At 43.6% G+C, this 26092-nt stretch carries 29 protein-coding genes; 16 read left to right on the top strand and 13 right to left on the bottom strand.

The window, feature by feature from the left end:
* Window positions 1–54: 54 nt before the first annotated feature.
* Window positions 55–1038, bottom strand: coding sequence for an MDR family oxidoreductase (locus ACMXYT_RS12220; protein WP_415898902.1), 984 nt, complete (start codon window positions 1036–1038; stop codon window positions 55–57).
* Between the two features lie 136 nt (window positions 1039–1174).
* Here ACMXYT_RS12220 and ACMXYT_RS12225 point away from each other — a divergent pair, with 136 nt between their 5' ends.
* Complete coding sequence (locus ACMXYT_RS12225) at window positions 1175–1930, top strand: FadR/GntR family transcriptional regulator (RefSeq protein WP_415881995.1); 756 nt, start codon at window positions 1175–1177, stop codon at window positions 1928–1930.
* A gap of 204 nt (window positions 1931–2134) precedes the next feature.
* The gene (locus ACMXYT_RS12230; RefSeq protein WP_415911492.1) at window positions 2135–2686 is read left to right on the top strand and encodes a YhcB family protein; all 552 of its coding nucleotides are present in this window, start codon (window positions 2135–2137) and stop codon (window positions 2684–2686) included.
* On the opposite strand, the gene ACMXYT_RS12235 is transcribed toward ACMXYT_RS12230, so the two are convergent.
* A complete protein-coding gene (locus ACMXYT_RS12235; protein ID WP_415898904.1) occupies window positions 2683–3444 on the bottom strand; it encodes a Nif3-like dinuclear metal center hexameric protein in 762 nt (253 codons plus the stop codon). The two genes, ACMXYT_RS12230 and ACMXYT_RS12235, sit on opposite strands and share 4 nt — an antisense overlap.
* Before the next feature lie 77 nt (window positions 3445–3521).
* Between ACMXYT_RS12235 and ACMXYT_RS12240 the strand changes: the two genes are divergently transcribed.
* The gene (locus ACMXYT_RS12240) at window positions 3522–4667 is read left to right on the top strand and encodes a S1C family serine protease (protein WP_415898905.1); all 1146 of its coding nucleotides are present in this window, start codon (window positions 3522–3524) and stop codon (window positions 4665–4667) included.
* A 93-nt stretch (window positions 4668–4760) separates the two neighbouring features.
* On the opposite strand, the gene hisD is transcribed toward ACMXYT_RS12240, so the two are convergent.
* The 9 genes from hisD to ACMXYT_RS12285 all read right to left on the bottom strand — a co-directional run bounded on the left by hisD (window position 4761) and on the right by ACMXYT_RS12285 (window position 11362).
* Complete coding sequence (gene hisD / locus ACMXYT_RS12245; RefSeq protein ID WP_415898906.1) at window positions 4761–6068, bottom strand: histidinol dehydrogenase; 1308 nt, start codon at window positions 6066–6068, stop codon at window positions 4761–4763.
* Window positions 6069–6070: 2 nt separating this feature from the next.
* Window positions 6071–6718 (bottom strand): ATP phosphoribosyltransferase, encoded by a 648-nt coding sequence (gene hisG, locus ACMXYT_RS12250; RefSeq protein WP_415898907.1) that lies wholly within the window; start codon window positions 6716–6718, stop codon window positions 6071–6073.
* 18 nt (window positions 6719–6736) lie between these two features.
* Window positions 6737–7999, bottom strand: coding sequence for a UDP-N-acetylglucosamine 1-carboxyvinyltransferase (gene murA / locus ACMXYT_RS12255; RefSeq protein ID WP_415882001.1), 1263 nt, complete (start codon window positions 7997–7999; stop codon window positions 6737–6739).
* Window positions 8000–8020: 21 nt separating this feature from the next.
* The gene (locus tag ACMXYT_RS12260) at window positions 8021–8263 is read right to left on the bottom strand and encodes a BolA family protein (protein WP_415882002.1); all 243 of its coding nucleotides are present in this window, start codon (window positions 8261–8263) and stop codon (window positions 8021–8023) included.
* A 113-nt stretch (window positions 8264–8376) separates the two neighbouring features.
* Window positions 8377–8667: an STAS domain-containing protein gene (locus tag ACMXYT_RS12265; RefSeq protein WP_415898908.1), complete on the bottom strand. Its 291-nt coding sequence runs from the start codon at window positions 8665–8667 to the stop codon at window positions 8377–8379.
* Window positions 8667–9308, bottom strand: a complete 642-nt coding sequence (locus ACMXYT_RS12270; RefSeq protein ID WP_415898909.1) for an MlaC/ttg2D family ABC transporter substrate-binding protein — start codon at window positions 9306–9308, stop codon at window positions 8667–8669. The genes ACMXYT_RS12265 and ACMXYT_RS12270 overlap by 1 nt, the downstream gene beginning before the upstream one ends.
* Before the next feature lie 2 nt (window positions 9309–9310).
* Window positions 9311–9769: an outer membrane lipid asymmetry maintenance protein MlaD gene (mlaD, locus tag ACMXYT_RS12275; protein ID WP_415898910.1), complete on the bottom strand. Its 459-nt coding sequence runs from the start codon at window positions 9767–9769 to the stop codon at window positions 9311–9313.
* Between the two features lies 1 nt (window position 9770).
* Window positions 9771–10550, bottom strand: coding sequence for a lipid asymmetry maintenance ABC transporter permease subunit MlaE (mlaE, locus tag ACMXYT_RS12280; protein ID WP_415882006.1), 780 nt, complete (start codon window positions 10548–10550; stop codon window positions 9771–9773).
* The gene (locus ACMXYT_RS12285; protein WP_415898911.1) at window positions 10547–11362 is read right to left on the bottom strand and encodes an ATP-binding cassette domain-containing protein; all 816 of its coding nucleotides are present in this window, start codon (window positions 11360–11362) and stop codon (window positions 10547–10549) included. Before ACMXYT_RS12285 ends, mlaE begins: the two co-directional genes overlap by 4 nt.
* Before the next feature lie 209 nt (window positions 11363–11571).
* Between ACMXYT_RS12285 and ACMXYT_RS12290 the strand changes: the two genes are divergently transcribed.
* The 13 genes from ACMXYT_RS12290 (at window position 11572) to yjgA (ending at window position 21392) form a co-directional block, all read left to right on the top strand.
* Window positions 11572–12528, top strand: coding sequence for a calcium/sodium antiporter (locus tag ACMXYT_RS12290; protein WP_415898912.1), 957 nt, complete (start codon window positions 11572–11574; stop codon window positions 12526–12528).
* A 19-nt stretch (window positions 12529–12547) separates the two neighbouring features.
* Window positions 12548–13519, top strand: a complete 972-nt coding sequence (locus ACMXYT_RS12295; protein ID WP_415911493.1) for a KpsF/GutQ family sugar-phosphate isomerase — start codon at window positions 12548–12550, stop codon at window positions 13517–13519.
* Entirely contained in the window at window positions 13519–14037 is a 519-nt protein-coding gene (locus tag ACMXYT_RS12300; RefSeq protein WP_415898914.1) for a KdsC family phosphatase, read from the top strand. The genes ACMXYT_RS12295 and ACMXYT_RS12300 overlap by 1 nt, the downstream gene beginning before the upstream one ends.
* A 12-nt stretch (window positions 14038–14049) precedes the next feature.
* Window positions 14050–14622 (top strand): LPS export ABC transporter periplasmic protein LptC, encoded by a 573-nt coding sequence (gene lptC / locus ACMXYT_RS12305; protein ID WP_415898915.1) that lies wholly within the window; start codon window positions 14050–14052, stop codon window positions 14620–14622.
* On the top strand, window positions 14612–15124 hold the full coding sequence (gene lptA / locus ACMXYT_RS12310; protein WP_415911494.1) for a lipopolysaccharide transport periplasmic protein LptA: 513 nt from the start codon (window positions 14612–14614) through the stop codon (window positions 15122–15124). Before lptC ends, lptA begins: the two co-directional genes overlap by 11 nt.
* A gap of 11 nt (window positions 15125–15135) precedes the next feature.
* Window positions 15136–15861: an LPS export ABC transporter ATP-binding protein gene (lptB, locus tag ACMXYT_RS12315; protein WP_415898917.1), complete on the top strand. Its 726-nt coding sequence runs from the start codon at window positions 15136–15138 to the stop codon at window positions 15859–15861.
* 54 nt (window positions 15862–15915) lie between these two features.
* Complete coding sequence (locus tag ACMXYT_RS12320) at window positions 15916–17430, top strand: RNA polymerase factor sigma-54 (protein ID WP_415911495.1); 1515 nt, start codon at window positions 15916–15918, stop codon at window positions 17428–17430.
* Window positions 17431–17488: 58 nt separating this feature from the next.
* Window positions 17489–17779 carry a ribosome hibernation-promoting factor, HPF/YfiA family gene (gene hpf, locus ACMXYT_RS12325; protein ID WP_415882015.1) on the top strand — a complete coding sequence of 97 codons (291 nt, stop codon included), beginning with the start codon at window positions 17489–17491 and terminating at the stop codon, window positions 17777–17779.
* A gap of 16 nt (window positions 17780–17795) precedes the next feature.
* On the top strand, window positions 17796–18254 hold the full coding sequence (gene ptsN / locus ACMXYT_RS12330) for a PTS IIA-like nitrogen regulatory protein PtsN (RefSeq protein WP_415905888.1): 459 nt from the start codon (window positions 17796–17798) through the stop codon (window positions 18252–18254).
* 8 nt (window positions 18255–18262) lie between these two features.
* Window positions 18263–19120, top strand: coding sequence for an RNase adapter RapZ (rapZ, locus tag ACMXYT_RS12335; RefSeq protein ID WP_415898919.1), 858 nt, complete (start codon window positions 18263–18265; stop codon window positions 19118–19120).
* 5 nt (window positions 19121–19125) lie between these two features.
* On the top strand, window positions 19126–19395 hold the full coding sequence (locus tag ACMXYT_RS12340) for an HPr family phosphocarrier protein (RefSeq protein WP_415898920.1): 270 nt from the start codon (window positions 19126–19128) through the stop codon (window positions 19393–19395).
* Between the two features lie 114 nt (window positions 19396–19509).
* Entirely contained in the window at window positions 19510–20859 is a 1350-nt protein-coding gene (gene mgtE / locus ACMXYT_RS12345) for a magnesium transporter (RefSeq protein ID WP_415898921.1), read from the top strand.
* A gap of 8 nt (window positions 20860–20867) precedes the next feature.
* Window positions 20868–21392, top strand: coding sequence for a ribosome biogenesis factor YjgA (gene yjgA / locus ACMXYT_RS12350; protein WP_415898922.1), 525 nt, complete (start codon window positions 20868–20870; stop codon window positions 21390–21392).
* Here the strand turns inward: yjgA and ACMXYT_RS12355 are convergent.
* Window positions 21389–22219: a carbon-nitrogen hydrolase family protein gene (locus ACMXYT_RS12355; protein ID WP_415898923.1), complete on the bottom strand. Its 831-nt coding sequence runs from the start codon at window positions 22217–22219 to the stop codon at window positions 21389–21391. The genes yjgA and ACMXYT_RS12355 overlap by 4 nt on opposite strands.
* Window positions 22212–26078, bottom strand: coding sequence for a YhdP family protein (locus tag ACMXYT_RS12360; RefSeq protein WP_415898924.1), 3867 nt, complete (start codon window positions 26076–26078; stop codon window positions 22212–22214). The genes ACMXYT_RS12355 and ACMXYT_RS12360 overlap by 8 nt, the downstream gene beginning before the upstream one ends.
* Window positions 26079–26092: the final 14 nt, after the last annotated feature.

Below are 26092 nucleotides of genomic sequence, written 5' to 3' on the forward strand. Positions count from 1 at the left end.
TAAAAAAACGGCTCTAACATAGAGCCGTTTTTTTTCAATTAAACTGTAGATTACTTAGCTATTTAGATCTACAACCACTCGACCTTTAACTTGGCCATTGGTGATACGTTCAGCATAGTCAGGTAATTCATTTAGCGCGATGATTTGAGCAATATCACCCACAGCATTATCAGGTAATTGTGCTTGTAGCCTTTTCCAAGCTTCTTGACGACGCTCATAAGGGCACATCACCGAATCAACCCCTTGTAAACGAACATTGCGAAGAATAAAAGGCATAACCGTTGTTGGTAGTTTAAAGCTTGCAGCAAGACCACATGCTGTTACAACACCGCCATAATCGGTTTCAGATAGAATTCTACCTAAGATATTATCACCCACAGTATCAACCGCACCGGCCCAGCGCTGTTTCTCTAGAGGCCTTGCTGGCTCTGCCATCTCCTCTCGACTTACAATCTCTGAAGCACCTAAGCCTTTAAGATAGCCCTCTGTTTCAGGGCGCCCCGTAATCGCTGTCACTTGATAACCAAGCCCAGCCAAGATTGCTACTGCAACACTACCTACACCACCAGCGGCCCCACTAACAATGACTGGACCTTTATCAGGTGTAACACCGCCCTCTTCCAAAGCCATGATGCATAACATTGCAGTTAAACCTGCTGTACCAATCTGCATAGTACGAACAGGATCCATGCCTTCAGGCAGAGGCACTAACCAATCTGCATTTAGGCGAGCATACTCGGAAAATCCACCCCAATGGTTTTCTCCTACCCCCCAACCTGTCAGTACAACTTTATCGCCTTTTTGATAACGATCATCAGCACTCTCTTCTATTGTGCCAACTAAATCGATGCCCGGTACCATAGGAAAGTTGCGAATAATTTTGCCCTTGCCTGTAATGGCTAAACCATCTTTGTAGTTTAACGAGGAGTAATCGACTTTAACCAAAACATTCTGATCTGGTAATTGATCCAAACTCAATTCCGTCACTTCTGCTACAGTCTTACCGTCGTTTTGATTTAACACGAGCGCTTTGAACATGCCGATCTCCCAACTTATTTATCTATTTGTCATACAAATATAAAATAGATTTTTATATGATACAAGCTATGATGTTATTGTTTCAGTTTATGTAGAATAGCTTATTCGTAGTATTAGCAATCCTATGGAGTAATACGTGAGCCTAGAAGTAGCCCCGATCAATAAGTCCAGCTTGTCTAAACAAGTCGCTGACCAATTACAGGAAGCGATTTTAGATGGCTCTCTAAAAGCAGACGATCGCCTTCCTACAGAAGGTGAACTAGCTGAACGCTTTCACGTATCGCGCCCTACGGTTCGAGAAGCACTCAAGCGCTTAGCTGCTAAGAACTTAATTCGTTCACGCCGAGGGCCTACTGGCGGCACGTTCGTAAACCACTTAGGTGCTGAAGAGCTCAGTGACCAGATGACTACCGCTGCAACCCTGTTTGTCAGCATGAATCAGATATCTTTAACTGAGGTGAGTAGCACTCGATTAGAGTTAGAAAGCTTATGCTGCCAACACGCCTGCGCAAATAGGTCCGAACAAGACCTAGAAAAACTGCGAGCTGAATTAAATTATCAATCCAATACCAATATCAGCCCTGAAGATTTCTGTGCCGCTGATGTTCGCTTTCATCGCGCTATAGCCGATGCAAGTGGTAACCGTATGCTAAGTTTTGTGATGTATTCGTTGATCGAGGCTCTGCAACCGGTTGCTAACATGATTGCTTACCGTTTCCGCGAAAGAGAAATTATCTTAGGGCAACATCGTAGACTACTAGGTGCGATTGAAGATCGAGATATCAATTTAGCTAAAGCTATCATCAAGGAACAGATTGAGTATCTCGATCAGTTACATTGCGAGGCCCAGTCCTCTCATCAAAAAGCGGCAGAACAAAGCGCCTTAAAGTGATGATACGGATAAATTCGACCAATCTATAGTTCATTTATCTGCCGATAAAGTCGAAAATTATTTATTATAGGCAGGAATAGATAATTGATTTATCCTTGCACAAAGCTCGCAAAGATCCCTTGATGCTGTACCTTATAAAATAATTCAGGCTCTCTTTGTCAGCACCTAATTCAAATTAAAATGCCAAGTTTATAAGGAGTTTTTGTGGAAAACGTTTGGCTTATTAGTATTGCAGCCCTTGTTGTTGGCGCCGTAATTGGTTTTTTGATGGGACGTTCTGGCGGAGGCGCACAACGTCAAGCAGAACTTGCTGAAAAACTTGAAAGCACCCAAAAAGAACTAGACAGCTACAAGAACGAAGTAACTGAACACTTTGAAAAAACAGCAGCGCTAGTTAACAACCTGACTAACAGCTACAAAGATGTTCACGAACATCTTGCTACTGGCGCGCAAGGCTTATGTCAGCCAGGAAGCGTTGATCTAGCCATTGAACCCTCTTTGACTCCGAAACTAGAAAGCGAAGCAGAAGAACCTTCAGCTGAAGCTGAAGCAAAACCAGCTACCGACACAGAACAAGCAGAAAGCTCTTCAGAACCACCTAGAGATTACGCACCTAAATCACCTGAAGATGAAGGTACGTTATCTGAAACTTTTGGTTTGAAAGAGGAACAGGAAACTAAAGAGGAAGAGCAGGTTCCTGCTGATGCGCCTAGCAATGTAGACGCAGAAACAGCAGAGCCTAAAGCAAAAGCTTAAACTGGATTGTCTATATCGATAAACTGGTGCTGAAGCCCAAATTTCAGCGCCAGCTCTTCACCTAATGCCTTAGCACCATAACGCTCCGTTGCATGATGACCTGCAGCAAAGTAGTGAATACCATTCTCTATCGCACTGTGGAAGGTTGGTTCTGAGACCTCACCAGAGATAAAAGCATCCAAGCCCTGCTCTATCGCCTTCTCGATATAACCTTGGGCACCGCCCGTACACCACCCAATCTTTTTAATAGGATGGTCTCCGCCTTTAAGAAGTAGAGGCTTACGTTTTAAAATCGCCTCTATATGATCAGCAAACCCTTCTGCAGAAATAGCCTCAGCTAATTCACCCGTGTTTCCAATACTACGAGGATTACCAAGTTCTAAAGCCCCAAAACCCTCGATTCCTAAAAGCTTAGCCAGTTGAGCATTGTTGCCGATCTCAGGGTGCGCATCTAATGGCAGATGATAAGCAAGCAAGCTTATATCATTATCTAGCAAGGCTTTGATGCGACGTTTTTTAATCCCTGTAATACAGCTATTCTCTCCTTTCCAAAAAAAGCCATGATGCACTAACAATACATCAGCCTTTTCATCGACAGCTCTATCTATCAAAGCTTGAGAAGCCGTTACACCAGATATAACTTTACTAATATCGCTACGCCCTTCCACTTGCAATCCATTCGGACAGTAATCTTTAAATTGGTTTGGCTCTAAGCGCTGATCTATATATGCAATTAGATCTGATAGTTTTACCGACATTCTTCTGTTATCCATTCACAAAGGGAATATTAATCGTATAATTCTAAGCTTGTTTATGGCGTTTCGACTATACACTCATGCGTAAATTTAACTTTCTTTTCTGGCCTATTCTCTCAGGCGTGCTTGTCGCCATTCTTCTTTTACAAGTCTTTCCAGATCTATTAGATAGCTCAAACTCTACCATTGAGTTCCGTGAAGCCCGTAACAACACGGTTCTGCAAGGAAATATTGGTCCTGTATCTTACGCAGATGCTGTAGAAGTCGCTGCCCCTGCAGTTGTTAATATCTACACCCAAACAGTTGTTAGACAGAATGTACACCCTCTCTTCAATGATCCTTTTTTCCGCAACTTCTTTGATTCCGACAGCATTCCACAACGAGAACGGGTTCAGTCCAGCCTAGGCTCTGGTGTAATTCTTAGCTCTCAAGGTTATATAGTTACAAACAATCATGTAATTTCGGGTGCCGATAGCATTATCGTTGCTTTAAAAGATGGGAGAGAAGCTGCCGCAGAAGTCATCGGTACAGACCCGGAAACAGACTTAGCCGTTTTAAAGGTTACATTGGATAACTTACCAAGTATTACTCTCGGCCAAACTGAAAATTATCGCGTTGGGGATGTAGTCCTAGCCATCGGCAACCCATTTGGTGTTGGGCAAACCGTAACTATGGGCATAATCAGTGCCACGGGCCGAAACAGTGTCGGCCTGAATACATATGAAGACTTTATACAAACAGATGCGGCCATCAATCCGGGTAACTCTGGCGGTGCTTTGATTGATGCCTTTGGCAATCTGATTGGTATTAATACCGCAATTTTCTCTAAATCAGGTGGCTCTCAAGGCATAGGCTTTGCAATTCCATCAGACCTAACCAAGCAAGTGATGCTGGACTTAATACAGCACGGTCGCGTTGTTCGCGGTTGGTTGGGCATTGAGATACAAGAGCTTACGCCTAGCCTAGCTGAATCATTTGGCCTTAAAAAACTTCAAGGACTTATCATTGCAGGCGTGTTCCGCAACGGCCCAGCCCATATAGCGGGCCTACAACCCGGTGACGTGATGCTGACCATCAATGACAATCCTATTTTGGATGGCCGTAAATCGATGACTCAAATCGCCCGTCTTCGACCAGGTCAGGTAGTCACAGTTAAAGTTCTTAGGGAAGGTAAAGAGCTCTCCTTTGATGCTGAAATTGGCGAACGCCCTAAAAGCCGTAACTAATTTTGCATTACTCAGCAAATAGCTTTTACCCTACAAACAAAAAGGGCCGCCATTTCTGGCAGCCCTTTATCAAAAGTTGTCTAAGTTTTTCAATTAAGACTTAATGCGGTATTCGGCTGAACGAGCATGCGCTGTAAGACTTTCACCGCGCGCAAGTACTGATGCAACTTTACCCATTTCAGAAGCACCATCTTCAGAGAACATGATCAAAGAAGAACGTTTCTGGAAGTCATATACACCTAGAGGAGAAGAGAACCTAGCAGTGCCAGACGTCGGTAAAACGTGGTTAGGACCTGCACAGTAGTCACCTAGTGCCTCAGCTGTATAACGTCCCATAAAGATCGCACCTGCATGACGAATCTTAGGCAATAACGCTTCAGGATCTTCTACAGACAATTCCAAGTGCTCTGGAGCGATACGGTTTGAAACTTCGATCGCTTCATCCATATCTGCAACCTTAATCAGCGCTGCACGAAGACGTAGAGAGGTTTCGATAATCTCTTTACGCTCCATAGTTGGCAACAATTTATTGATGCTGGCTTCTACCGCATCAATGAAGTGTGCATCAGGTGTAACAAGAATTGGCTGCGCATCTTCATCGTGTTCAGCTTGGGAGAAAAGATCCATCGCAACCCAATCAGGGTCAGTCTGGCCGTCGCAAACCACAAGAATTTCTGACGGCCCAGCAATCATATCGATACCAACAGCGCCAAATACCGCACGTTTCGCTGTTGCCACAAAGATGTTACCTGGACCTACAATCTTATCTACTTTAGGTACAGTTGCTGTACCATAAGCTAAGGCTGCAACCGCTTGTGCACCACCAATACAGAAAACGCGATCAACGCCTGATAAACATGCTGCTGCAAGTACCAGCTCGTTAACTTCACCACCTGGTGTTGGCACAACCATAATGATCTCTTCAACACCCGCAACTTTTGCTGGCATTGCGTTCATCAATACTGAAGATGGGTACGCAGCTTTTCCGCCTGGTACATACAGACCAACACGATCCATTGGCGTTACTTTCTGACCTAGCATAGTGCCGTCGGCTTCAGTGTACTGCCACGAATCAACAAGTTGACGCTCGTGGTAGCTACGAACACGCTCAGCAGCAATTTCTAGGGCTTTACGCTGATCTTCAGGAAGATTGTCCAAAGCAGCTTGCAGACGCTCTTTGCTCATCTCAAGCTCAGACATCTCTGAAACAGACGTATTATCAAAACGGTTAGTGTACTCAACAACCGCAGAATCGCCTTCTTGCTCAACACGCTGAAGGATCTCATTGACGATCTGATTTACTTTTTCATCAGATACTGCTTCCCACGCAAGCAGTTTATCCATCTGCTGACGGAAATCAGCCTGAGTAGAATCTAGACGTTTAATATTCAAATCAGTCATGATTACGCTTCTCCATCACGGCGAGCAATTGCATCAGCTAATTTATCTAAGATCGGTTGGATCTGACGGTGCTTCATCTTCATTGAAGGCTGACCAACAACCAAACGTGAGCTGATATCCGCAATCTCTTCCATCGGCTCTAGACCGTTAGCTCGCAAAGTATTACCTGTATCTACGATATCAACGATGCGATCAGCTAAGCCCATTAGGGGTGCTAATTCCATAGCTCCATAAAGCTTGATGATATCGACCTGACAACCCTGTTTGGCAAAGTAGTCACGGGTCACATTGACAAACTTACTAGCAACTTTCATTCGACCTTCAACTGGCTTAGCCCCTTTCATACCTGCAACCATAAGCTTGCACTTAGAGATTTTCAGATCCAAAGGCTCATACAAACCAACAGCACCATGCTCAAGCAGAACATCTTTACCTGCGATACCCATATCCGCGCCACCGTACTCAACATAAGTCGGTACGTCTGTAGCACGAATGACAACCAATTTGATGTTGTCATGGTTTGTATCAAAAATCAGTTTACGGCTGCTATGAATATCCTCTGCCGGCACAATGTCAGCTTCCGCCAATAAAGGCAGAGTTTCTTTGAGGATACGTCCCTTGGACAGTGCAATCGTTAGTTGCTGCTTCATAGCGTTCTATATACCTGTTTAACCTGGAACACGCTTAATACGTGCGCCTAATAACTGTAATTTTTCTTCAATACACTCGTAACCACGATCGATGTGGTAGATACGATCAATTACGGTGTCACCGTCTGCAACCAATGCAGCAATAACCAAACTTGCAGAAGCACGCAGATCGGTTGCCATAACAGGTGCTGCCTGTAAACGTTCGACCCCTTCTACAACTGCTGTATTGCCATCAATATTGATTTTAGCGCCCATGCGAATCATCTCTTGCATGTGCATAAAGCGGTTTTCAAATATTGTTTCTTTTAGAATACTGACACCTTCAGATACCGCATTCATCGCAGAGAATTGCGCTTGCATATCTGTTGGGAATGCAGGATAAGGCGCAGTAGTTACATTAACTGCTTTTGGACGCTGGCCTTTCATATCCAGTTCGATCCAGTCATCGCCCGTAGTTATGTGTGCTCCCGCTTCTTCAAGCTTTTGCAGAACAGCATCAAGAATGGCTGGCGATGTGTTTTTGATCTTTACCTTACCGCGCGTTGCCGCTACAGCTGCTAGGTACGTACCCGTTTCAATTCGGTCAGCAACCACAGGGAATTTACAACCGTGTAGTTTTTCAACGCCATTCACAACAATGGTATCTGTTCCGTGACCAGTAATGTCTGCACCCATGGCGATCAAGCATTCTGCAAGGTCTACCACTTCGGGTTCACGAGCAGCATTTTCAAGAATACTTTGGCCTTCGGCCAGCGTAGCAGCCATCAGAATATTCTCAGTACCTGTAACCGTTACAGTATCAAAGAATACTCGGGCACCTTTTAAGCGACCATTAGTTTTAGCACGGATATAACCACCTTCAACAACAACGTCTGCGCCCATTGCGCGTAGACCTTGAATATGAAGATCGACTGGGCGTGAACCGATCGCACAACCACCAGGAAGTGATACTTCAGCTTCGCCAAAGTGCGCCACCATAGGGCCCAGTACCAAGATTGATGCACGCATCGTTTTTACTAGTTCATAAGGTGCAACTAGTTTATCGATTGTGCTGGCATCAATTTCTACATTTAATTTTTCATCAATAACTAGCTCAACACCCATACGACGCAAAAGTTCAAGCATCGTCGTAATGTCATGTAAGTGTGGCAAGTTACAAATTGTAACTGGCTCAGACGCTAGCAAAGCGGAAGCAAGAATAGGTAACGCCGAGTTTTTAGCACCGGAGATGCGAACTTCACCTGTGAGCTGCTCGCCACCTGTAATAATAAGTTTATCCATGGTCAATCCAGTAAAAGGCGTTTAGTTCTGGGAAGCTTCCCACTGCGCTGGGGTGTATGTCTTAATCGTTAGAGCGTGAATCGTTCCATTTGCGATATGCTCATTCAAGCAAGCATAGACAAGCTGCTGACATTTAACCGGACGCAGCCCTTCAAACAGTTCACCTACAACGGTTACCTGAAAATCACACCCTTCACCTGCGGTTGTAACTACACAGTTCTCAAGTTGAGATTCCAGAATCTGCTTAACCTGTTCAGCCTGCATGCAAAGCTCCCGATAGAATACTTCTAGATAAAAATAAGGCGGAAATAATACCGGATCATGACAAAAAAGGCGATGCTAAGCATCGCCTTAAATCCAATATCACTGAATACTAATCAATTTGTTAGATCTTCTAGCCCAACCAATTTTGCAATACCCTGCATTTCTACAGGTAAGTTGATCGGCTCAAGCTCCAATTTATTGCGTTTTGCAAAACGTAAACAACACAGCCAAAAAGACAACGCAGAACTATCTACTGAAGTAACCTCGGCAAAATCTACTTGTGCCTTACCATTCAGTCCAGACAATAACGATTCGACCTGCTTACGAAGTTGCATTATCGCAGGGAATTTAAGCTCCCCTTCAATCGCAATTAACTGCGCTGACTTAATGCTAGCGTTTGTCATTAAGCACTTTCCTTGTCTGGGTCTACCTTATCTTTCCAGCTCGTAATAACTTTATCGACATTATTACGATTACGCTGCATCAGATCTGCAAACTGGTTTTTAAAGCTAAGTTTGATATTTACGCTGCCATCCAAAACAGCGTTCACTAATTTCCACTCATCTGCACTCTTTTTCATATAGTAGATCAGCGCAAACTTAGTACCATCTGCAGCAAAAACGTTTACAGTCACAATCTGCTTTTTCTCATCAGGGCTTTCTTTACGAGGTGGCACCATCTCGTAACGTTCAATCTTGAACCCGACAAGCGCTTTAGCGTAAGTTTTCAACAAAGTTGTTTTAAAAACACCACTAAACTGTTCACGCTGTTCCTTTGAAGCTCTACGATAGTACTTACCCATTACACCTTTTGCGATGTAATCGAAATCCACTACAGGAGAAAGGATAGTGTCAATTTCTGCAACTAATTGATCTTTCTGCTCTTCCTTTAGAAGCTCTTCATTTTCTAATAACTGAAGAACGTCTGAAGTAGCACCTTCAATCACTTTACCCGCCTCTTCCCATGATGCATAAGCATTGAAAGAAAACATGAAAGCAACGATCGCAGCCAAATGACCTAATCGATTAAAAACCTGCTGTAACATAATTACTCACTCGCTTCATTGAAGAGGAATTTACCGATTAACTCCTCCAGCACTAACGCTGATTGAGTATCTTCGATAAATCCACCATCACTAAGGTATTCCTCTTCGGCTCCAACGGTAACACCGATATACTGCTCACCCAGCAAACCTGCAGTTAGAATCGCTGCAGAACTATCGATGGAAAGAAAATCTACATCGCCATTAATTTCCATAGAAACTTTAGCGACCAACTGTTCCGTGTCTAGTTCAATGCTTGTAACTTTACCAATAGTGACACCAGACATTGTTACTTTTGCTCGAGGTGTCAGGCCACCAATATTTTCAAAGCGGGCATAAACAGTATAAGTATTGTCACTTGTAGACATACTTAAACCACTTACGTTCAACGCCAATCCTACCAACGCTAAAATACCTGCCAAAACAAAGGCACCTACGCTGATCTCCAAGACCCGCATACGCATATCAAAGTTCTCCAAACATTACTGCTGTAAGAATAAAATCTAGGCCTAACACCGCAAGGGATGAATAAACCACTGTTTTCGTTGTAGCCTGACTAATACCCTCCGAGGTTGGTATACAGTCATAGCCTTGGAATACAGCAATCCAAGTTACAACGAAGCCGAAGGCAACCGCTTTAATTAAGCCGTTAACAACATCTTCATAAAAGTCTACTGAGTTCTGCATATTGGCCCAAAAAGAGCCATCGTAGATACCCAGCCAATCAATACTCACCAAAGCGCCACCATAGATCCCTACGATTGCGAATATCGCCGCCAGAATAGGTAAGCAGATAAAGCCAGCCCAAAAACGTGGCGCAATAATGCGACGCAATGGGTCAACACCAATCATTTCTAAGCTAGAAAGCTGCTCTGTCGCTTTCATCAAGCCAATTTCCGCCGTTAAAGCAGAGCCAGCTCGCCCGGCGAAAAGCAAGGCAGTCACAACTGGGGCTAATTCTCTAACCAAACTCAACGCAACCATTTGCCCTACGGCTTGTTCAGATCCGTAATCGACAAGAATGGTGTAGCCTTGCAGACCTAGCACCATACCGATAAACAGACCCGATACGACAATAATAATCATCGACAGCACGCCAACGAAATAGATCTGTTTTACCAATAAAGGAAACATCATTAGCGGCTGCGGCTTGGCAATCAATGATTGAAATAGAATCATTGTTGCTCGCCCGAACGCCGCAAGCTTACTTAATGTCACATGCCCTAAGGAGGCTAATTTGTTCATTTCAAACCACCTTGTAGCAAATCATCAGCATAATCACCTGCAGGAAAATGAAACGGCACAGGGCCATCTGGCAAGCCGTGCATAAACTGTTTCACCTGTGGAGACTCTACTTCCAACAACTCTTCTGGCGTGCCCTGAGCAACGACTTTTGCATCAGCAAGAATAAATACGTAATCAGCTATACCTAAAGTTTCCTGAATGTCATGTGAAACAATGATGCTGGTATGGCCTAAAGAGTTATTTAGATGCCTGATGAGATTAACTAGCACACCCATTGCAATAGGGTCTTGACCAGTGAATGGTTCATCATACATTAAAATATCTGGATCTAATGCAATCGCTCGTGCAAGCGCAACACGTCGTGCCATACCACCCGATAGTTCGCTTGGCATTAGTTCATTAGCACCGCGCAAACCGACTGCATGAAGTTTCATCAATACGATATCGCGAATCATATCTTCAGATAGATTCGTGTGGACACGAAGAGGGAAAGCCACATTTTCAAATACGCTCATATCGGTAAAAAGAGCGCCGCTCTGAAAAAGCATACCCATACGTTCACGAACCGAAAACAGTTCGCTACGACTTAATTCTGGGATATTTTGACCATCAATCGAGATAGAGCCTGTATCGGGTTTCAACTGACCGCCAATCAATTTTAGCAGTGTTGTTTTACCGGTACCTGAAGGGCCCATGATTGCAGTAATTTTTCCGCGAGGTATTTTAAGATCGACATTACTATATATCGGCCTTTCACCTCGAGCGAAGCTCAACTGCTGAATATCGATGACTACATCATCAAACTGACTCATAAGATTCCATTTATAAAACGTGCAAAACAGCTTAAGTCCGTTCCACTGTTCAGGCTTTATTCAATAACCCCTACTTTGTGGGGCCGCAACTATACCATTTCGATATAAAAACGGGAATATTTACCTATAGTTACTTCGTGCCGATTTAAACAATAACTGCATTCTGTTTTAATAGCGTCCTTCATCTAATACTGGAACATATTTTCTTTATGCTTTACCCAATTTTGGCACTATTGGCCGGCTTAGTTTTATTAGTCTGGAGTGCAGATAAGTTTGTAGAAGGGGCTGCGGCGACAGCTAAAAATTTTGGTATGTCACCGATGCTTATCGGCCTGACAATTGTTTCATTTGGTACTTCAGCACCCGAAATTCTAGTTTCGATCATGGCTTCCACATCCGGAGCTGGAGACCTTGCAATTGGTAACGCACTTGGTTCTAACATTGCTAACATCGCACTGGTGCTTGGTATTACCGCACTTATTGCGCCTTTACCCGTAAAATCAGGCGTTCTTCGAAAAGAGCTGCCTCTCCTATTAGGCGTCACCCTACTTGCCGGTGTAATTCTTTTCGACCTGAATCTAAGCCGCATGGATGGCGTTATTCTGCTAATTGCCCTAGCAGTATGCCTTTATCTGTTTAATCGTTTTCAAAAAAATGCGCCTCAAGATGAATTGGCAAATGATCAAGAAGAGCTACCCGAACTGGAAACTAAAAAGGCAATTTTTTGGTTGATCGCAGGATTGGCTGTTCTAGCTGCAAGCTCTAGGTTACTTGTTTGGGGCGCAAGTGAAATCGCATTTGCAATGGGCGTTAGCAAACTCGTTGTAGGCCTTACAATCGTTGCCATAGGCACAAGCCTTCCCGAATTAGCTGCATCTGTAGCAAGCGCATTAAAGAACCATCACGACATCGCTATTGGCAACGTAGTGGGCTCTAACATTTTCAACCTTGTCGCAGTGATGGCAGTTCCAGGCCTTATTGCTCCAATTGGCATGGATGCAATCGTTCTACAACGAGACTATGTTGCTATGCTAGGCCTAACTTTTGCGCTGATGGCGTTCGCCCTTTGGCAAAAGCCCCCTTCTATCAGTCGATTTGAAGGCAGCCTTTTAACTGCTGCCTATGCAGGCTATCTGGTCCTGCTATACACTATGACCGTCTCTTAATTAACATAATAGGTTTCTGATGTCGCAACCTGATTTTCTCAGTTCAGCAAGACGTACGATTCAACTCGAAGCGGAAGCAGTTTCTGATTTAGTTAGCCATCTGGATGAGAATTTTATTCGTGCCTGCGAACTGATGTTTCAATGTACCGGCAGAATCATTGTTACAGGCATGGGGAAATCAGGTCACATCGGTAAAAAAATTGCTGCAACTCTAGCAAGCACTGGCTCCCCCTCCTTCTTTGTTCACCCTGGCGAAGCAAGTCATGGTGACCTAGGAATGATCACTTCAAACGATGTGGTTATCGCCCTATCTAATTCAGGAGAAACAGCCGAAGTCGTTACCATCATTCCTCTATTAAAAAGAATGAAGGCACCGCTTATAAGTATTACGGCAAATGCAGATTCAACCTTATCCACAGCTTCTGATGCAAACCTCCATATTGGCGTTGAAAAAGAAGCCTGCCCTCTTGGTTTAGCCCCAACTTCAAGTACTACAACTCAATTAGTGCTAGGAGATGCATTAGCTATAGCTCTTTTAGAAGCACGCGGGTTTAGCGCTGAAGATTTTGCTTTTTCCCACCCAGGCGGCAGTTTAGGACGAAAGCTACTCCTAAAAGTAAGCGATATTATGCATGCTGATCAGGACGTGCCGGAGGTTGAATCAGGAACCCTTTTACAAGAAGCACTTTTAGAAGTGACTCGTAAACGCCTAGGTATGACTACAATCGTAGATAAAGACGGCAAGTTACTCGGCATATTCACCGATGGAGATTTACGCCGGGCGCTAGATCAGAACGTAGATCTTAAAACCACAGCTATAGATAATGTCATGACTCGTAAAGGCACCACAGTCAGTAGCGAAGCCTTAGCTGCTGAGTGCCTACAAATAATGGAAGCCAAGAAGATAAACGCACTTATTGTGACGGATGAATCAAATAGACCAATTGGCGCTCTAAACATGCACGACCTACTTAAAGCAGGCGTAATTTAATGACAGTAACAACTTCTCTAAAGAACATTACACTTGCTGTTTTTGATGTAGATGGCATTTTAACCAACGGCCAGCTTCTTTTTCTCCCCAATGGTCAAGAGGTCAAGCAGTTCAATACACTGGACGGCCTTGGTCTAAAACTATTGATGGAAGCAGGAATCGAGACTGCAATCATTACAGGGCGTAGTTCCCCACAAGTAGAACTTCGCAGTAAATCACTGGGTATCCATTACCTATTTCAAGGCCGCGAAGATAAGCTTATCGCTTTAGAAGAGCTTTGGTCTAACACCTCACATAGTGCAGCTACAACTGCTTATATAGGTGACGATTTGCCGGACCTATCCGCTATTCGTCACTGCGCATTCGGCGCCTCTGTTCCAAACGGGCACGAATTGGTTAAGCAACATGCCGATTGGTGTAGCTTACGCAGAGGTGGTGAAGGGGCTGCAAGAGAATTTTGCGAGCATATCCTTGAAGCTCAAGGTAAACTTGAACAATTACATGCTAAGTACCTTTAAAAGTTCCTGCAAATGCCTGATCTAAGTAGTAAATTACGCATAATTATCGCTGCTGCCATTTTAATCCCAATACTACTGTATTGGGGATTTTCAGGCTCACCTCAAGAACACGGTACAACCAATACCCCCCTATCTGAAAAGATGGATTATTTTGTCGACCAAGCAGCGGTTAAAGAATGGGACATTAAGGGCAATCTAAAGCAAGAATTAACGACGCCGCGGCTAGAACATAGTCCGTCAGACAAACAAAATTTACTGATTGAACCTAAAAGCAATCTTTATCGATCCGACAACTCCGTTGTCAACATTTCTTCAGATACAGGCACAGCACAAGACGATAACAGCCGAATAGATCTTGCAGGTAATGTCATTGTTATTGATAATTCAAATGCGCGCTCGAGCAAAAAGCTAACCACCGAAGCGCTGACGATTTATCCCAAAAAAGATATCGCCGAAACAGACCTGCCAGTGAATTTAGAAACTGAACACACTCTAATGCAAGGCACTGGAATGGATATTAATTTCAACACCCGTGTTTTAAATTTGCATTCAAGGGTAGAAGGAACACATCAAAATGTTGATTAGGTTATCACAAACGCTTGTTGCACTATGTTTGCTTGCGTCGAATACCAGTTTCGCCCTGCCTGATGATCAGGATAAGCCGATCTACATCACAGCAGATTCCGCTAGCATTAATGACACGACTGGTATCACCACCTATAAGGGCAATGTCATTATCAAGCAAGGTTCACTGCTGATCGAAGCAGCCCATGTAGATATGCACCGCGCCAACGAAGGTGTGGATAAATTAGTCGCTAAAGGCGCACCCGCTCACTTCCGCCAACAACAAGAAGTGAATGGTGACTTCAGTGATGCTTGGGGTAAACACATGGTGTATATGGTTAACAAAAAGAAATTAACCATTACGCAAAGTGCCAAAGTAGTACAAGGCAAAGACACCTTTACTGGCAATAAAATTGTTTATGACCTAGACAAATCAATTGTGGATGCTTTTGGTGCAACATCAAAAGACGCTAAAGAAAAAGGCCGTGTAAACATGGTCATTCAGCCCACTAAGAAGAAATAAGGCCTGCTGTAATGAGCTTATTGGAAGCGCGAAATTTAGCTAAGCGCTACAAAGGAAGAGAAGTAGTAAAAGACGTCTCACTTAAAATTAATAGCGGTGAGATTGTTGGGCTTCTCGGCCCCAATGGTGCAGGCAAAACCACCTGTTTTTATATGATAGTCGGTCTTGTACAAGCAGACCGTGGCCAAGTTAAAATTAAAGATCAAGATATCACAGCCCTTCCTATGCACGGGCGTGCTCGTGAAGGCATTGGTTACCTGCCTCAAGAAGCCTCAATTTTTCGCAAACTATCTGTACAAGACAACTTGCTCGCGATACTAGAAACACGAAAAGATTTAGATAAACAAGCTATCAAGTCCAAAATGAATGAGCTTCTGGAAGAATTTCACATCACTCATATTCGCGATAGCCTTGGCATGAGCCTATCTGGCGGTGAACGACGTAGGGTTGAAATTGCCAGAGCCTTAGCAACCGAACCTGAATTTGTGCTTTTAGATGAACCTTTTGCTGGTGTTGACCCTATTTCAGTCAATGACATCAAACAAACGATTCGTCACCTTCAGTCCAAAGGTATCGGCATTTTGATTACTGATCACAATGTCAGAGAAACACTGGATATCTGCGAAAGTGCCTATATTGTCAGTGAAGGCACTATACTTGCCAATGGTAAGCCTGATGACATTATGAATAATGAAGCAGTGCGCGATGCGTATCTCGGTGATCAATTCACCTTATAAACCCATAGATAATAACTAGATGATTGTAGCCTCTGGAGTTAGTGCCGCCGTATTATGAAACAAGCGCTTCATTTAAAAATTGGGCAACAGCTCACAATGACACCACAATTGCAGCAAGCGATTCGCCTGCTGCAATTATCTACACTGGATCTTCAACAAGAGATTCAGGAGGCACTTGAAAGCAATCCTATGCTGGATGTATCTGAGGATGACAACACTACTGATGTACCATCTAATGAACAGGATAACAACCTAGAAACACATCAAAGCGCTGCTGCCGAAGAATTAGAGAATAACACTTCAGCAGAACAGGACTTCGACGACACACCTGCGGCTGAAGATAATTGGAATGAGAGCATTCCTGAAGAGCTATCTACTGACAGTAACTGGGAAGACACCTATCAATCTTCCACACCAACGTTAAGTAAAGAAGATCTTGATTCGTTTGAATCAAATGACACGGCAGAAGAAACCTTACAAGATCACCTTCACTGGCAACTAAACTTGACGCCTATGAGCGATCTGGATCGACTCATTGCGACCAACATTATTGATGGCATTAATCCGGATGGTTATTTAACTGTTCCTCTTGAAGAGATTCATGAGCACTTTTTGGAACAAAATTCCGATGAGAGTGACGAAGTTGAACTTGATGAAATAGAAGCCGTACTGCATCGTATTCAACAATTTGATCCGGCCGGTATTGCTTGTCGAGACCTTAGTGAATGCTTAGCTATACAGCTTCGCCAACTTCCATCTGATACACCGTGGCGTAATGAGGCCATTAAAGTGGTCAATCAATACATCAAGCTTCTAGGCACCCACGACTATCGTCAATTAATGCGCAAGACGCGCCTAAAAGAGCCACAGCTACAACAAGTTATTCAGCTCATTCAAAGCCTCAACCCTAAACCTGGCGCTAGCATAAGCCAGACCGCTGCAGAATATGTCATCCCAGATGTCATCGTAACAAAACAACGCGGTGTTTGGACTGTTAACCTAAATCCAGAAGTTTCGCCTAAACTTAGAATAAACTCCGGTTATGCAGGTTTAGTAAAGCGTGCAGATAACAGTTTGGATAACACCTATCTGAAAAACCATCTTCAAGAAGCACGTTGGTTTATTAAAAGCCTACAAAGCCGTAATGAAACCCTATTAAAAGTGTCGAATGAGATCGTTAAACGACAATCTGGTTTTCTAGATCATGGCGAAGAAGGCATGAAACCTATGGTATTACACGATATTGCTGAAGCAGTAGAGATGCATGAATCAACTATCTCTCGTGTAACAACGCAAAAGTTTATGCACACACCACGCGGTATTTTTGAATTGAAATACTTCTTCTCCAGCCATGTCAGTACAGCTACAGGCGGAGCAGCATCTTCAACAGCAATCCGCGCCCTAATTAAAAAGATGGTTGCAGCAGAGAACACAGCTAAACCTTTGAGCGATAACAAAATCGCGCAGTTCCTCGATGAACAAGGATTCAAAGTTGCTAGGCGCACCATTGCAAAATATCGTGAAGCAATGGGAATTCCACCTTCTAATGAGAGAAAGCGTCTGGTTTAATAAAGAGATAATAAATAAGGACGGCGGCAAAACGCCTCCACTCAAGTAGGAGAGACCTATGCAGATTAATATTACTGGACATCATGTTGAACTGACTGATTCAATGCAAAACTACGTCCTAGAAAAAATGCAGAAAATTGAGCGTCACTTCGATAACATCACCAATGTTCAAGTAACACTAAGCATCGAAAAACAGCGCCAGAAAGCAGATGCAGAGATGCATGTCTCCGGCGCCCAACTGTTCGCAACTCACGAACACGATGATATGTATGCTGCAATTGACGGCCTGACTGACAAGCTAGACCGCCAAGTTATAAAACATAAAGAAAAACTCAAAAACCACAAATAGGCCTCCGCTACAACGTATTATGCTGGTCCATGAACTATTAACCCCCTCAAGCACCCTATGTGGTCTTGAGGGGAGCAGTAAAAAACGAATTCTGGAAAAAGCATCTGAAATTATTTCAGAGCAAAACCCTAACCTAGAAGCATCTTGTATCTTCAACGGCTTACACGGCCGCGAGAAATTAGGTAGTACTGGCATAGGCGATGGCATAGCTATACCCCATTGCAGACTAGCTGACTGCAGCGATGCCAAAGGCTACTTAATCAAATTAGCTCAACCAATTGATTTCGACGCTATAGATAGCAAACCGGTAGATCTTTTGTTTGTTCTTTTGGTACCAGAAGATGCTACATCTGAACACTTACAAACTCTTGCCGCGATTGCTGAGTTATTCAGCCAAGAAAGCGTGCGAGAACAGCTGAGAAGTGTTGCAGATAACGAAGCGCTCTATCAGGCAATTTGCCAACTTAGTTCATAGGATGTGAAATGAAGCTTGTAGTGATAAGCGGTCGATCCGGTTCCGGCAAAAGTACGGCTCTACAAGCTCTAGAAGATATAGGCTTCTATTGCATAGACAACCTCCCAGCATTATTGCTACCTGATTTAGTCCAGCAAATGAGTAGTGAACCTAGTCACCCGGATCGCATAGCGGTCAGCATTGATGCACGCAATCTACTCAGCAACCTTTCCAAATTCCCTCAAATTTTGCTTAACCTTCGCCAAGAACGATGGGCAGAATATGAAGTAATTTTTCTCGATTCATCTGAAGCTACGCTATTAAAAAGATACAGTTCAACCCGAAGAAAACACCCGCTTTCAGATGAACATAAGAATCTACAGCAGTCGATCCAATCCGAATCAGAGCTACTTGAACCCATTGCTAGCCTTGCGGATATCAGGATAGACACGACACGCCTCTCCCTTTATGACCTAAGGGATACAGTTAAACTCCGCGTAGCTAAACGAAAAGAGCAGACGCTTTCAGTTCAATTTGAGTCCTTCGGCTTTAAACATGGGGTACCTCTAGATGTCGATTTCGTATACGACGTCCGTGCGCTACCTAATCCCCATTGGATACCTGAACTAAGAAGATTTACGGGACAAGAGCAACCAGTCGAAGAGTTTCTGAACAATTCTCCTGAAGTTAACGAGATGATCAGCGACATTACAGAATTTCTATCTCGCTGGCTGCCCCGCTTTGCCGAAAACAATCGCAGCTATATAACAATTGGAATTGGATGCACTGGAGGTCAACATCGCTCTGTGTATATAAGCGAACGTCTGGCTTCCCATTTTTCACAGCGCATGGATAATGTTCATGTTCGCCATAGAGAATTGAGTTAACACTGATGCAAGAAAAAGAACTAGAAATCATAAATAAACTAGGTCTCCATGCTCGCGCCGCTGCAAAGCTAATCGGTGTTACTTCACGCTTCTCTGCTGATATCACTTTAGTAAAGGATGGTCGAGAAGTTGATGGAAAAAGCATAATGTCCGTTATGATGCTAGCTGCTAGCCAGGGCACTACTCTATGCGTAAAAACTCAGGGAGCAGATGAAGAAAGCGCTCTCATTGCCATCGAAGAACTAATCAATAATCGCTTCGACGAAGACGAGTAATAATTTTATACATATCATTGGGTTATCCCTGCCTTTACAATCCGCTATAATCAACGCGTTAGTAGACTTCCTATTTTTCACAGCATCGTGACGAATCATTAGCGACGGCATCTTATGGCGCAGACAGAAACCAAGTCTAATCTGGACAAGCTCAATGAAGCACTCGATTGCGGTGAATTTCGCCAGATTCGATTTACGCTAAACCGTGCACTTCGCCCGACCGAAGTAGCTCGCCTTATTGAGAAATCCCCACCAAAAGAACGTCAAATTCTATGGAACTTGATCTCTCAAGATTTAGAAGCCGAAGTTTTACAGCACCTTGGTGATGACATTCAGGCTGATATCTTAAGCCGAATGAATTCTGAAGAGGTTTTAGCGCTTACTGAATCATTAGATTCAGACGATATGGTTGATGTCCTTCAGCAGCTTCCAAACCGTGTCATGAAGGAAACCCTTCAGATCATGGATAAGCAAAACCGCCGCAGGGTTGAGCAACTTCTATCTTACCCAGAAGATACAGCTGGCGGCCTGATGAATACGGATACAACTACGATCCGTCCTGACATCAGTGTGGAAGCCACTTTACGTTATATCCGTCGTCACGATGAAATCCCTGAGATGACAGATAGTTTGATCGTTGTAAGCCGAAAGGATTCATATATTGGGCTGCTACCCTTAACTAAATTATTGGTGTCAGATCCATCCATCACGATCCGTGAAATAATGAATACGGATATTGAACCGATCAATGCTAGCATGCCAGATGATCAAGTAGCCTCTCTATTCGAAGAGCATGACTTAGTATCAGCACCTGTTGTTGACGATGATGGTAAACTTCTAGGCCGTATCACGATAGATGACGTTGTCGATGTCATCCGAGAGGATGCAGACCATTCTCTAATGAGCATGGCTGGTCTGGATGAAGATGAAGATACCTTTGCGCCAGTTCTGAAAACAACCAGACGCCGAGCCGTTTGGTTAGGCATCAATCTACTTACCGCTTTTATTGCCTCAGCCGTAATCGGTATTTTTGAAGATACGATTGAAAAAGTTGTAGCTTTAGCGGTCTTAATGCCGATTGTAGCCTCCATGGGTGGTATAGCCGGCTCACAGACCCTAACACTTGTGATACGTGGACAAGCATTAGGTCATGTAGAGCGATCAAACGCAGGCTGGCTATTGAACAGAGAGATTATCGTAGGTGCCCTCAATGGTATTTTATGGGCTCTGGTTATTGCAGTAGTCGCCACGCTCTGGTTCCAAGATATAAATATAGGCATAGTTATCGCCTTAGCCATAGTGATTAACCTCATAGCCGGCGCTATAGCAGGCACCCTACTGCCTATATGTCTAAAATCATTGGGTATAGATCCTGCGTTAGCAGGCAGTGTACTCTTAACAACTATTACTGATGTGGTAGGATTCTTTGCCTTTTTAGGTCTAGCCACAGTTTTCTACGCCTGAGAAATCACATGAGCGAAAACGACAATTTTGATCACCTACAGCCAGAATCTGAAGAGGAATGGCTGAGTAAAACTGATGTTAAAAAGCAGATGCATGCGCTGCAGGATTTGGGTGCAAAGCTAACGAAGCTCAATAAAGAGCAACTCGATAAGCTTTCATTAGATGACCGCTTACGCAGTGCAATCGATGAGTTTCACCGCATTAAATCTAATGGCGCTCAAAAAAGGCATCTGCAGTTTATCGGCAAACTGCTACGCACTGAAGATAGCGAAGAGATTGAACAAGCTATAGGACTATTCGAAGCAGGTCATCAGGCACATACCCAAGCGTTCCATAAATTAGAACGCTGGCGAGACCGACTGATAGGTGAAGGCAACAGCGCACTTCAAGCCTATGTTGCCGAACATGAAAATGCCGATATCCAGCATTTGCGTCAATTAATTCGTAATGCCCAAAAAGAACAGAAGCTGGAAAAGCCTCCTACTGCAGCCAGAAAACTGTTTAAATATTTACGTGAAGTAGACGGTGTTTAAAAGCCCGCTTTAGCTCTATGCTGCATGACAGGCATGGCATCTCGCCTGTCTTGCACGCCTTTTAAATCAATATCGGCTAACACTAAGCCCTCACCTGCAACCTCTTTAACCGCAAGTATCTCCCCCCAAGGATCAACAATCATCGAGTGCCCCCAACTTTTTCGGCTTGGACTGTGCTCTCCTCCCTGATTAGCAGCTAAGACATAGCATTGGTTCTCTATTGCCCGTGCGCGCAATAAGACCTCCCAATGCGCTTCCCCAGTAACATAGGTAAAAGCTGAAGGAACCGTAATTATCTCAGCACCCATTTGGCGCAATCTCTGAAACTGCTCTGGAAACCTGAGATCGTAACATATGGCTAGGCCAATACAGCCAAACGGAGTATCAACAGTAACGAGATCACTTCCCGCTTGAATAAAATCTGATTCCCTATAAGCTGCATGCGCATCAGCCACATCAACGTCAAAGAGGTGAATCTTATTATAAGAGGCTTTCAGCGCTCCTTGGCTATCAAAGACTAAGCAGCTAGCCCAAACTTTATCCTTTGTTTCACCACTTCCTTGGGTCAATACAGGTACACTGCCAGCCACAATCCAAAGGCTATATTTCTTTGCTAGCAAAGATAATAGATTGTGTATTCTTCGAGTTTTGACTTCATCCCTAGCTAAATCAATCAGAGCACGAGAATCTAGCAGCGCAAAATTCTCAGGCAAAAGCAATAAATGCGCCCCCGAGTTAGCAGCTTCTTCTACTAAGCATTCAACAGTCTCTAGATTAGTATCAACACTTTCCCCTGAAACCATTTGCGCAACTGCTAACTTAGCCATCATGAAGCTCCGAATCTGCCTTAGGCTGCTCTTTCTTTTGATTTAAATCTATATCAATTTCCGGATTACCCCAATCACCGCTCATACGATATTTCACCGTAGAGAACTTAGCCAAAGGATCACCAATCAACTTATCAAAAAGGAAAACCGCGCCTGCTACCTGCGGGGCGCCGAGCAATACACTTACTAGAGGAATGTTATCTGTAACAGGTAATGCGACTTCAATCTCTTTATCAACTGTTTCATTGATTAGATTCAAGCTACCACTCATAGCCATATTGGCGGAAGGCCCGGTCATCATGAAAGGTGCGGATGTATGCGCTATACCATTTTTAATAGAGTAATCTGCTTTCATCTCATCAAAAGCAACACCGGTTTTAACAAGATCGGTAAAGTCTAATCTAAGCCTGCGTCCTAATGATTGCAGATTTAAAATACCGAAGATACGAAGAATATTACCTGAATTACCGACATCCAGCAGACGCCCATTCTTGGCCGTAAACTGCATTTCACCATTCGACTTACCTATTTCAAACTTCCAAGGAGCTCCACTCCATGAAAGCTGTAAATAGGCATTTAGGCTTTTGGTTTCTAGGGTATCTGAGATACCCCATGCGTCGAGAACTTTACCAAAATCCTGACTATCTAGTTTTACTGTAAGGTCGGAGAGTTCTTTACCATTTTTATCCCAACGCAATTCGCCCCTAACCGAAGAACCATGCATATTGCCTGAAATATCTTTCACTACAGCCCCTGAAGGGGTTGGCCTTAAGATAAATCGCCAACTTCCCAAAGGAAGCTTATTGAGTTCGAAGTTGTCGACGCTAAAATCGAGCTTAGGTAAAACTGTAGGATCTACAGGCGGCGTGATCGCAGTACCACTCTGCTCACTATCACTTTCATCTTTCTCAATCCGGAGATGGCCTAGTTTTACCTTATAAGGCTTGTCAGAATCCTCTGGCATCCAGAGCTTACCACCTACTTGAGGACTATTAGCCGTTAACATCCAACCACCAACATCAGGTGTAAGAATTACTTTAAGCTTATCCAGCACAATATCTTCAAAACTAAACTGGCCAATCTGTAAATCGACTTCTTTTAATAAATTATCTGATTGCACTGCCTCAGATTTAACAGCCGTATTTCCGGTAAAACCAGCTGTTTGGAAAAACTGCTCCAACTGATCGTAATCGAGCATCGAAACTCGACCGTTTACCCAAATCCCTTGCGCTGTTGGCAAAGCAGGTCTCTCCCCACCTAAAGTAAAACGCCCTCTTGAGACCTTCTTATTGCTATTCAGCATTACGCCACGAAGTTGATTGCCTAAATTAAAACGCACAACACTTCGATCATCTTTAAATTGGCGGCCTAAATCACTGATGATGGTTAACTGACTGGACTGAGCAGCTGTTTTCGCAAGTGGCGACGGTGCTGATAAGGCAATACCTTTCAAATCACTCTTGATAACCAACTGATTACAGCTTTTACCCGGACACATATCCAATCGAGCACTATAAGAGAGTTTCCCTTGAGCAACCCTTAAAAGATCTAAGTCTAACCATTTTCGTAAATAGTCAGCTTTCACCGCACCACGAATATCTATGGCAGTTTTACGTTTCTGAGTACTAATAGCAGCAGTGATAGGTTGTTCAAACAATCTCGCATCAAGCTTCTTAGAGGAAAGGCCATTGGAGGAACTGTATCTCACAGATCCAGTGATATTAGAAAAATCAATTCCCTCTTGTTTGGAATGGAAACGCCCCTTTGCAATTGAGGAATTCACAACAACTTTTGGCGTTTTATTGCCCTTGAGAGGTAAATCAATCTCAATACGGGTCGCGGCATCACCTTCCATTTCCCAAGCCGCTAACTCATCACCGACCTCTTTTCGTAGCGGGCTTTGAGTCAATAAGCGTTCTATATCTTTTGTTGAGCCATTAACACTACCTGCTATAAGTAGTTTATCAGTAGAAACTGGTAGATGAACCCAAGCGAAATCAATATCAGAACTATAGATTTTCCCGCCTTTGGCCTCAGCAGTTAATTCTCCATTTCGAAAGAAAACGAAACTATCCGCCTTGTTAATTTCAGGCCAACCCGGCTGATATTCAAAAGACGCCTCACTCAGATCAAAGAACATCTGCACACTAGGTAACTGGTAATCACCCAATCGTGAGCGAGTAACACCATTTAGTACAAACCCCGCCTGATTGATATGCCCTTGCTTAATAGCTGCTACTAGCCAATCGTAAGTCTTTATACCCACTTCCTTTGGAGGAATGTAATATTTAGCATGCAAACCATCGCTGTTTTGCATACCGATTTGTAGGTTTAAAAGAGGCTGTTCGTCACGTGAAAAAGGCAGATAAATACTAAAGCGTCCAGACGCAGAAACACCTTCGTTTTTTAAACGAAGTAACTGGGAAGCAACCACCACGCCTTTGTCTTCAAAACGCCAACCTATTACACCTTCAGCATGTTGATACTGCCAGCGGTAATCAAACAACGTAGGGTATTGCATGATGAAATCATCGCTTTGTAGATGAATTTCTCCTCCAGCAATATCGGCTTTTAATAATCCGTTAATTCCTTTTAACTCAGGCACATCCCCCCAAGCATCAATACCTACATTGTTAAGGTCCGCAAGTAACTTAAAATCTGATAATTCAGCATCTTTGCCCCAAGACACCAATAAGTTTTCCAAAATCCCTTCCGCCGATAGCGTATCTACTACCTGAATAGCAGATTTCGATAAGAAAGGTTGTTTGATGATCAGATCCGATAAGCGCTGCAGATCAATACGGTCAACCATCAACTTTTGAGGCTTGATCGCAATCCCATTTCGAACAAGATCCAAGCTCATTCGGGGCAAGGTAAATTGCTCTTCAGCAGCGCCTATTATCAGATCGGTAATCTGCAACTGAAAGCTATGATCCCTTCGCACCAGCGCACTTTGAACGGCAAATTGCTCAAATACGTAGTCCTGATAAGCAAAGTTCTCTATGGAAGTTTTACCCGTTAGGTAAGCTAATTTTCCTTTATAGCTTTGTCCCCAAAATTCCTGTTCAGCCTGCAAACCATCTAATTGAACATCCAATAGGTTTAACCAAGGATTGAGCAACTGCTGATCAAGTCCAGATAGCTTTAGATAAAAATTCGCTGCCTTTTCTGTAGGATCACCTTCAACCTCAGCTACGAACTTCAGATCTGCTTTGCCCGACGCAGTCACTAGATCCGCGTCAACTTTAAGCTGATGCAATACACCATCATGTTGGAGATGTAATTGTATCGGCTCGATGATTATTTCATCGCCGCTTTTAGGAATAACAACAATACGCGTATCTTCAATATTGATCGCGCGCTGCATTAATAGAAAAGATAAAAGGTCGGAGCTTTTATGGGGTTTAGCGCCCCGCTCCGTTTTTGTTTCCGACGCAGGAATTTCTTGAGTTGATGTTGAATGATTTTTAGAAGCAACTGTGTGATCGTACTTAAGCGTCAGGCCTTGCAAGTCAAACTGGGAAAAGACAGGTGTAAGTGCCTTTAACGAAGCCCCTGTATCTAAAGCAACAACCCCCTCCAGCATACCAAAGGAAGCACCGGCTTCTGCTTCTATTTGATCTACCGATAGACCACGAACAGAAATAACTGGCTGCCAGCCTCGCCACTCACCTGCGATGCTTGAAATATGAACTTGCGCAGAAAGTTGTTCAGATAAACTTTGCTGGATATCTAGTCGATACTGATCAACATCTTCTACCAAGATTTTGATGCAGAACAGCAAGAGCGCCACAATTGCTGCAAGCGCAGCAAGTCCCCAATATAGGAACCAAAAGACAGAATGAGCGTGGCGTTTCACTAGCAATCCTTTTT

Origin of the sequence: Neptuniibacter sp. QD37_11, assembly GCF_047778105.1 — a bacterium.
Classification (GTDB): domain Bacteria; phylum Pseudomonadota; class Gammaproteobacteria; order Pseudomonadales; family Balneatricaceae; genus Neptuniibacter.